The sequence below is a fragment of the Paenibacillus sp. 2TAB23 genome, from assembly GCF_052115165.1.
Classification (GTDB): domain Bacteria; phylum Bacillota; class Bacilli; order Paenibacillales; family Paenibacillaceae; genus Pristimantibacillus.
Genome location: NZ_JBFRGD010000063.1, coordinates 1 through 932, shown reverse-complemented (window position 1 = coordinate 932; position 932 = coordinate 1). Strand labels below are relative to the sequence as shown.

Genomic DNA, 932 nt, shown 5'->3' with positions numbered 1-932 from the left:
CAACTAGAAGCGCTGCATCGATTAGGCTGGTCATGCCGCAGGATTGGGCATGAGTTAGGTCGACATCCTTCTACTATTGCGCGGGAACTGGCGCGTAGCGGTGGTAAGAAGAATGGGACTTATGTGGCTAGCTCTKCCCAAGAAGCGTCCCGTGAGCGGAGAGCTTCTTGCATGCCTATCGGCAAATATACGAAGGCACTTGCCGAAGAACTAGATGAGAAGCTGAAGGAAACCTGGTCACCTGAGCAGATTGCTGAGAAKCGTCGTTCCGAAGGARAACCTTTCGTATGCTTCAAGACAATCTACAGATGGCTATACAGAGGGCGTCTCGCAGCTAGAGCTAGCGTACTGCGACATAAGGGCAAACGTCAAAAGCCGATGGAAACAAGGGGACGCTTCCTCGTCGGTACACCGATCAGCAAGCGACCAAAAGAAGTCCGCAAGCGTACGACGTTTGGTCATTGGGAGCTTGATACCGTGGTCTCCAGCCGTGGCCAAAGCAAGGCCTGCGCCGCTACGTTCATCGAGCGAAAGACACGACTGTACATGGCACTAAAGATGCCTGATCGAACGGCTCACTCGATGGAGGTCGCCTTCGGTGTCGTGCTCAGCCAATACCCACGTGGTACCTTCGAGACGGCGACAACAGATCGTGGCAAGGAGTTTGCCTGCTATGCGAGCCTAGAAGCTGTGCATAACATGAAGGTCTACTTCGCCGATCCTTATTCCTCTTGGCAGAGAGGCTCTAACGAGAACGCAAACGGTCTCCTTCGGGAGTTCTTCCCCAAAGGGCATGACTTCGCTTCCGTTACAGATGAGCAACTCGCTGATGCCATTCGTTTGATTAACAACCGTCCTCGTAAATGTCTCGGGTGGAGGTCGGCTCACGAAGCCTTCATGGAAGAGGTGTCGCACTTAGCTTGACAATTCAT

The 932-nt window shown here is 53.1% G+C and carries 1 protein-coding gene; it reads left to right on the top strand.

The window, feature by feature from the left end; genetic code table 11:
- On the top strand, nt 1–924 hold a 924-nt coding region (locus AB4Z29_RS32285), incomplete at its 5' end, for an IS30 family transposase (RefSeq protein WP_441946958.1).
- Between the last annotated feature and the right edge of the window lie 8 nt (nt 925–932).